Source organism: Modestobacter sp. SYSU DS0904 (assembly GCF_054051115.1).
In genome coordinates this window covers 71,812-77,811 of the sequence record NZ_JBJHAQ010000019.1, presented here as the reverse complement: position 1 = coordinate 77,811, position 6,000 = coordinate 71,812, and the positions used below count along the sequence as shown (strand labels likewise).

General features: G+C 74.9%; 6 protein-coding genes. 3 read left to right on the top strand and 3 right to left on the bottom strand.

All coding sequences use genetic code 11. From position 1 onward, the window contains the following. Window positions 1-123 precede the first annotated feature (123 nt). Window positions 124-1,374 carry a THUMP-like domain-containing protein gene (locus ACI79U_RS13595; RefSeq protein WP_457063786.1) on the bottom strand — a complete coding sequence of 417 codons (1,251 nt, stop codon included), beginning with the start codon at window positions 1,372-1,374 and terminating at the stop codon, window positions 124-126. Window positions 1,375-1,571: 197 nt separating this feature from the next. Between ACI79U_RS13595 and groES the strand changes: the two genes are divergently transcribed. Continuing rightward, window positions 1,572-1,880, top strand: coding sequence for a co-chaperone GroES (gene groES, locus ACI79U_RS13590; RefSeq protein ID WP_014742799.1), 309 nt, complete (start codon window positions 1,572-1,574; stop codon window positions 1,878-1,880). A 171-nt stretch (window positions 1,881-2,051) separates the two neighbouring features. Next, a complete protein-coding gene (gene groL, locus ACI79U_RS13585) occupies window positions 2,052-3,692 on the top strand; it encodes a chaperonin GroEL (RefSeq protein ID WP_457063784.1) in 1,641 nt (546 codons plus the stop codon). A gap of 199 nt (window positions 3,693-3,891) precedes the next feature. On the opposite strand, the gene ACI79U_RS13580 is transcribed toward groL, so the two are convergent. Then, a complete protein-coding gene (locus ACI79U_RS13580; RefSeq protein ID WP_457063782.1) occupies window positions 3,892-4,191 on the bottom strand; it encodes a WhiB family transcriptional regulator in 300 nt (99 codons plus the stop codon). A gap of 384 nt (window positions 4,192-4,575) precedes the next feature. On the opposite strand from ACI79U_RS13580, the gene ACI79U_RS13575 reads away from it, so the two are divergent. Next, window positions 4,576-5,334 (top strand): response regulator transcription factor, encoded by a 759-nt coding sequence (locus ACI79U_RS13575; RefSeq protein ID WP_457063780.1) that lies wholly within the window; start codon window positions 4,576-4,578, stop codon window positions 5,332-5,334. A 148-nt stretch (window positions 5,335-5,482) separates the two neighbouring features. Here the strand turns inward: ACI79U_RS13575 and ACI79U_RS13570 are convergent, their stop codons facing one another. Further along, window positions 5,483-5,923, bottom strand: a complete 441-nt coding sequence (locus tag ACI79U_RS13570) for a DUF5319 family protein (protein ID WP_457063778.1) — start codon at window positions 5,921-5,923, stop codon at window positions 5,483-5,485. Between the last annotated feature and the right edge of the window lie 77 nt (window positions 5,924-6,000).

Sequence of the window (6,000 nt, the reverse complement as noted above, 5' to 3'; positions counted from 1 at the left end):
CCGCCCGACCCCGCGGCCCCCCCCGCCCGCACCGCCCGCCCCCCCCCCCCCCCCCGCCCGACCCCGCCCCCCCCCCCCCCCCCCCCCCCCCCCCCCCCCCCCCCCCCCCCCCGAAACGGGGCGTCACGGGGGGTCGCAGACGAGCACGGTGGGCGCGCCGGCCACCCGGGTGACGACGACGACCGCGGTCCCGCTGCCGGGGCCGCGCAGCTGCCGCGCCAGCGTCTCGGGCTCGATCGCCGAACCGCGCTTCTTCACCGTGACCCGGCCGACGCCGCGGGCACGCAGCAGCGCCCGCAGCTTCTTGAGGTGGAACGGCAGCACCTCGGTGACCCGTAGCGAGCTCACCCAGACCGGGTCCGCCGGGGCGTCGGAGGTCAGGTAGGCGATGGTGGGGTCGATCCCGGTGGCGCCGAGCCGGTCGGCCACCAGCGCCACCAGGCCGGAGCGGATCACCGCCGGGTCCGGTTCGTGCAGCCAGGCCCGGACGCCCGCGACCGGCGTGCGCCCGGGGTCGGCGTCGGCGGTCAGCTCCAGCACCGTGCCGTCGGGCTGCAGCTGGGCGGCCCGGCGCCAGGTGGCCGACACCCCGCGCCCCCACAGCAGCGCCTCGACGATCGACCCGCCGGTCGAGACCCACTCGGCCTCCACCCCGGGCGGCACCCGGTCGTGGTCGAGCCCCGGCGCCACCTTCACCACGCAGGTGGGCAGCGCGTCGAGCAGCCGGGTGACCGTCGACCAGGGCGGCGACCAGCGGTCGGGGTCCAGCAGCCGGCGCCCGCCGGCCCGCCGGGCCGGGTCCAGGACGGCGGCGTCGCACCCGGCCACCCGGCCGTCGGCGGCCGCGGCCACCAGGTCGACGACGTCGGCGTCGACCACCCGCACGCGGTCGGCCAGGCCGAGCGCCGCGGTGTTGAGCCCGGTGAGCTCCCGGGCGACCGGGTCCCGGTCGACGGCCACCACGCGCGCGCCCGCCCGGGCCAGCGCGATCGTGTCGGTGCCGGCGGCGCACCCCAGGTCGGCCACCTCCGCGGCGCCGCCGGCCAGCAGCCGGTGCGCCCGCCGGGTGGCCAGCACCGGGCGGCCGGCCTGCTCCAGGGTATCGCCGGTGAACAGGAGCCGGTCGGCGTCGGCGCCGAAGGCGGCCCGGGCGCGCTCGCGCTGGCGGGCGAAGCCCCACGCCGGCCCGGCGAGCCCCACGCCCACCTCGGCGCGCAGCCGGGTCAGCGCGGCGACCGCGTCGGTCCGGTCGGCCAGCAGCGCGGCCGCGCGCTCGAGGGCCGCGGTGCCGGCCGGGGTGGCGACCTCCCGCAGCTGGCGGACCGTCTCGGCGGCCTGGTCGCCGGACTCCGCCTGGGGGTGGGCACTGGACACGCCCACCAGCCTGGCCCACCCCGCTGTCGCCCGGGTGGGCGACCCGGTTGAGTGGCTGGCACTCACGTGGGTAGAGTGCCAACGACACGGCCGGTGGCTGACCCCCGCGACGGCAGCCCCGCGGTTCCGTGCCACAGCATCTGCACCACCGCACGACCTTCCGAGTACCCGTCCGACACCGAAGGGGGCGTCACCCCGTGACGACCGCTACCAAGGTCAACATCAAGCCGCTCGAGGACCGCGTGGTCGTCCAGGCCAACGAGGCCGAGACCACCACCGCCTCCGGTCTGGTCATCCCGGACACCGCCAAGGAGAAGCCGCAGGAGGGCACCGTCATCGCGGTCGGCCCCGGCCGCGTCGACGACAACGGCAACCGGGTCCCGCTCGACGTCAACGTCGGCGACGTGGTCATCTACTCGAAGTACGGCGGCACCGAGGTGCGCTACGGCGGCGAGGACTACCTCGTCCTGTCCGCGCGCGACCTGCTCGCCGTCGTCGAGAAGTAAGACAAGCACCCACCTCAGCGACGCCGGCCCCGTCCAGAGGCTCGCCCCGAGCTTGCGAGGGGTGAGAAGGACGGGGTCCTTCAACCGCCCCGGCGACCCGAACCACCGGGTCCCGGGGCGGTCGTCGTACGCCCCTGTTCTCCTCCGCAACACCCTGAGAGAGGTCTGGCAATGGCCAAGATCATCCTGTTCGACGAGGACGCCCGGCGCGCCCTCGAGCGCGGTGTCGACAAGCTCGCCGACGCCGTCAAGGTCACCCTCGGCCCCCGCGGCCGCAACGTCGTCATCAACAAGAACTTCGGCGCCCCGACGATCACCAACGACGGCGTGACGATCGCCCGGGAGATCGACCTCGAGGACCCGTACGAGAACCTCGGCGCCCAGCTCGCCAAGAACGTCGCCACCAAGACCAACGACGTCGCCGGTGACGGCACCACCACCGCCACGGTGCTGGCCCAGGCGCTGGTGCACGAGGGCCTGCGCAACGTGGCCGCCGGCGCCAACCCGATGGCCGTGGGCCGCGGCATGCGCGCCGCCGTCGACGCCGTGCACGAGGCGCTGGACAAGGTCGCGATCCCGGTCGACGACCGTGGCGCCATCGCCGAGGTCGCCACCATCTCCGCCCAGGACGCGACGGTCGGCGACCTGATCGGCGAGGCGATGGAGCGGGTCGGCAAGGACGGCGTCATCACCGTCGAAGAGGCCAACGGGATGACCACCGACCTCGACGTCACCGAGGGCGTGCAGTTCGACAAGGGCTACCTGTCGCCGTACTTCGTCACCGACAACGAGTCGATGGAGGCCGTCCTCGAGGACGCCCTCGTGCTGCTCGTGCAGGGCAAGATCAGCGCGCTGGCCGACCTGCTGCCGCTGCTGGAGAAGGTGCTCTCGACCGGTGGCCGCCCGCTGCTGATCGTCGCCGAGGACGTCGAGGGTGAGGCGCTGTCCACCCTGGTGGTCAACTCCATCCGCAAGACCGTCAAGGTCGTCGCGGTGAAGTCGCCGTTCTTCGGCGACCGGCGCAAGGCGTTCATGGCCGACCTCGCCGTCGTCACCGGTGGCCAGGTCGTCAGCGAGGACGTCGGGCTGTCCCTGGACGCCGTCGGCCTGGAGGTGCTCGGCACCGCCCGCCGGGTCACCGTCACCAAGGACGACACCACGCTGGTCGACGGCGGCGGCACGTCCGAGGGCATCGCCGACCGGGTCGCCCAGATCCGCAAGGAGATCGAGGCGACCGACTCCGACTGGGACCGCGAGAAGCTGCAGGAGCGGCTGGCGAAGCTGGCCGGCGGCATCGCCGTCATCCGGGTCGGTGCGGCCACCGAGGTCGAGATGAAGGAGAAGAAGCACCGGATCGAGGACGCCATCGCCGCCACCCGCGCTGCGGTGGAGGAGGGCGTCGTCCCCGGTGGCGGCTCGGCGCTGGTGCACGCAGCCACGGCGATCGACGCGCTGGACCTCACCGGCGACGAGCTCATCGGCGCCCGCTCGGTGCGCAAGGCGGTCGACTCGCCGCTGTCGCTGATCGCCTCCAACGCGGGCTTCGAGGGTCCGGTCGTCGTGGGCAAGGTCCGCGAGCTCGGCGTCGGGCAGGGCTTCAACGCCGCGACCGGCGAGTTCGGCGACCTGGCCGCCCAGGGCGTCATCGACCCGGTCAAGGTCACCAAGGCCGCGCTGGCGCACGCCGTGTCCATCGCCGCGATGGTGCTCACCACCGACTCCGCGATCGTGGAGAAGCCCGCCGAGGAGGAGTCCGCCGACGGCGGTCACCACACCCACGGGCACTCGCACGGCCACGGGCACAGCCACTAGCAGGTCCGCCGGTCGGTCGGGCGCAACGCTCGGCCGACCGGGGGTGACCCCTCTGCAGGGTCCCGCCGCGAGCGTGCGAGTGGTGGGGGCAGAGGGGTCCTTCATGCCGAGAGGGCCGGTCCGACATGACGGCGGACCGGCCCTCTCGGCATGTGTGGGCGGTGGGGGTTTCCCCGCCCAGCGGTGCAGACCCCGGTGCTCAGACCCCGGCGGCGATGGCTGCGGGCTCGGCGGCGATCAGCCGGGTCCGCTCCTCCTCGCTCATGCCGCCCCAGACCCCGTAGGGCTCCCGGACGGCGAGCGCGTGCTTGAGGCACGCGTCGATGACGGGGCACGTTCCGCAGACGGCCTTGGCGGCGGCCTGGCGGCGGGCGCGCGCCGGGCCGCGCTCGCCGTCGGGGTGGAAGAACAGCGAGGTGCTCTCGCCCCGGCAGGCGCCGTGCAGCTGCCAGTCCCAGACCTCGGCGACGGGGGTGGGCAGTCGGCGGATGTCGGCCATTGGACCTCCTCGGCTCGGATGCACCGGGGGGTCTGCCCGGTCACGGAGCAGCGGGTGCCCCCGCGCAGTCGGCGGCAAACACGGCTGATCACGTTTCGTCGTGCGAGATCCGTCGGGGTGTGCATCGCGTCGCCCCCGGCCGACGTCGTCCGCGCAGCTCTCACCCCCCGGGGTGACGGGCGCTGTCCTCCGGTCACCCGAGCGATCAAGGTGGTCACAGGGAGTGCCGACCACCGGGGTGGGGGACACCCCGACACCCGTACGGGGGTCGGAGTGGCGGCACCCCCCGGGAGCGGGGCGCACCCCGTTCCCGGCCATCGGACCGGGCTCGCGCCCGGACCGGTACGGCGCCGGCTCCCAGCCGGTGCAGAACGGGAGCACACGGTGATCGAGGACAGGATGCGCGGCAACGGCGGCAACGGCGCGGTGGTCTGGGTGTTCGACGAGCGTCGCCGGGTGCGCGACGAGGTGGCCGCCCGGCTCCTCGCCCTGCCCTTCGTCAGCCGGGTCGAGGCGGTGGGTGACCCGGCCTCGCTGATGGCGCGGCTGGACAACCGGCTGCCCGACGTCCTGCTGGTCGGCACGCAGCGCGCCACCGACAGCGGCCTGTCGGTCGCCACCCAGGTGCTCCGCACCCACCCCGCGCTGCGGGTCCTGGTGCTCGGCGCCCCCGAGGACGGCGACTCCGTGCGCGCCGCCGTCGCCGCCGGCGCCCGCGGCTACCTGCGGTGGGACGCCAGCCCGCTGGAGCTCGGTCTGGGGCTCTCCCGCACCGGCATGCGCAGCGAGCCCGGCCGGCCGCCGTCGCTGGCCGCTGCGAGCCGCATGCCGCACCAGGTGATGGCCGGTGCCGGTGGCCCGTCGTCCGGACCGTCCTGGGGTGGCGCGACCCCGCTGGCCGGGCTGGCCCCCACGACCGTCCGCTCGACGGTCCCCGAGACCCCCGCGGTCGCGCTGTCGATGCGCGAGATGCAGGTGCTCACCGGCATGAGCCAGGGCAAGAGCAACGCCCAGATCGGCCGCGAGCTCTACCTGTCCGAGGACACCATCAAGACCCACGCCCGTCGGCTGTTCCGCAAGCTGGGCGCCAAGGACCGCGCCGAGGCGGTCGCCACCGGCTTCCGCCGCGGCATGATGACCTGACCCCTGACGTCTGACCCCTGACGTCTGACCCCTGACCCCGGGCCGGCTGAGCCCGACCCAGAGCCGCCGCGGGGCCCGTGGGTCCGTGCCGCAGCGCGGCGTCAGAGGCGGAAGGGCGGCTCGGGCCCGGTGGCTCGGCGAGGCAGGCTCAGTCCTCGCGGGCGTGCCGGCCGCCGGTGCCGTGCCGGCCGGTCGGCTCCTCGCGCTCGGCGAGCGCCGCGATCCCGTCGGCGTAGCCGCTGGCGTAGTCCCAGCTGACGTAGTCGTCGGGGTTCGGGTCGAACGGCGGCTCGTGCCGGCCGGTCTGTCCCTCGTCGAGCAGCTGGCGCAGGTTGGCCTGCATCAGCGCCCAGTCGACGTGGTGCTCCTCCTGGCAGTCCGGGCAGTCGACGACGATGCCCTTGACGCCGGTGGGCTCCAGCAGGGTGCGGAACACCTCCAGCTCGGCGAGGTCGTCGAGCACCCCGGCCCGCTCCTCCATGGTGAGCGGCGGGTGACCCGGCCCACCGTCGGGGTCGCGCCCGAACTCCCCGCCGAAGTCGCGGTCGCGGTCGGGGAACCCGTCAGCTGCGTCGTCCCACGCGTCCACGTGTCCTCCTCGCCGGTACCTGCTCCTGTGGCCGTGACGGCGCCCGCTGGTGACCAGCCGGGTGCCGTGTCCGACGG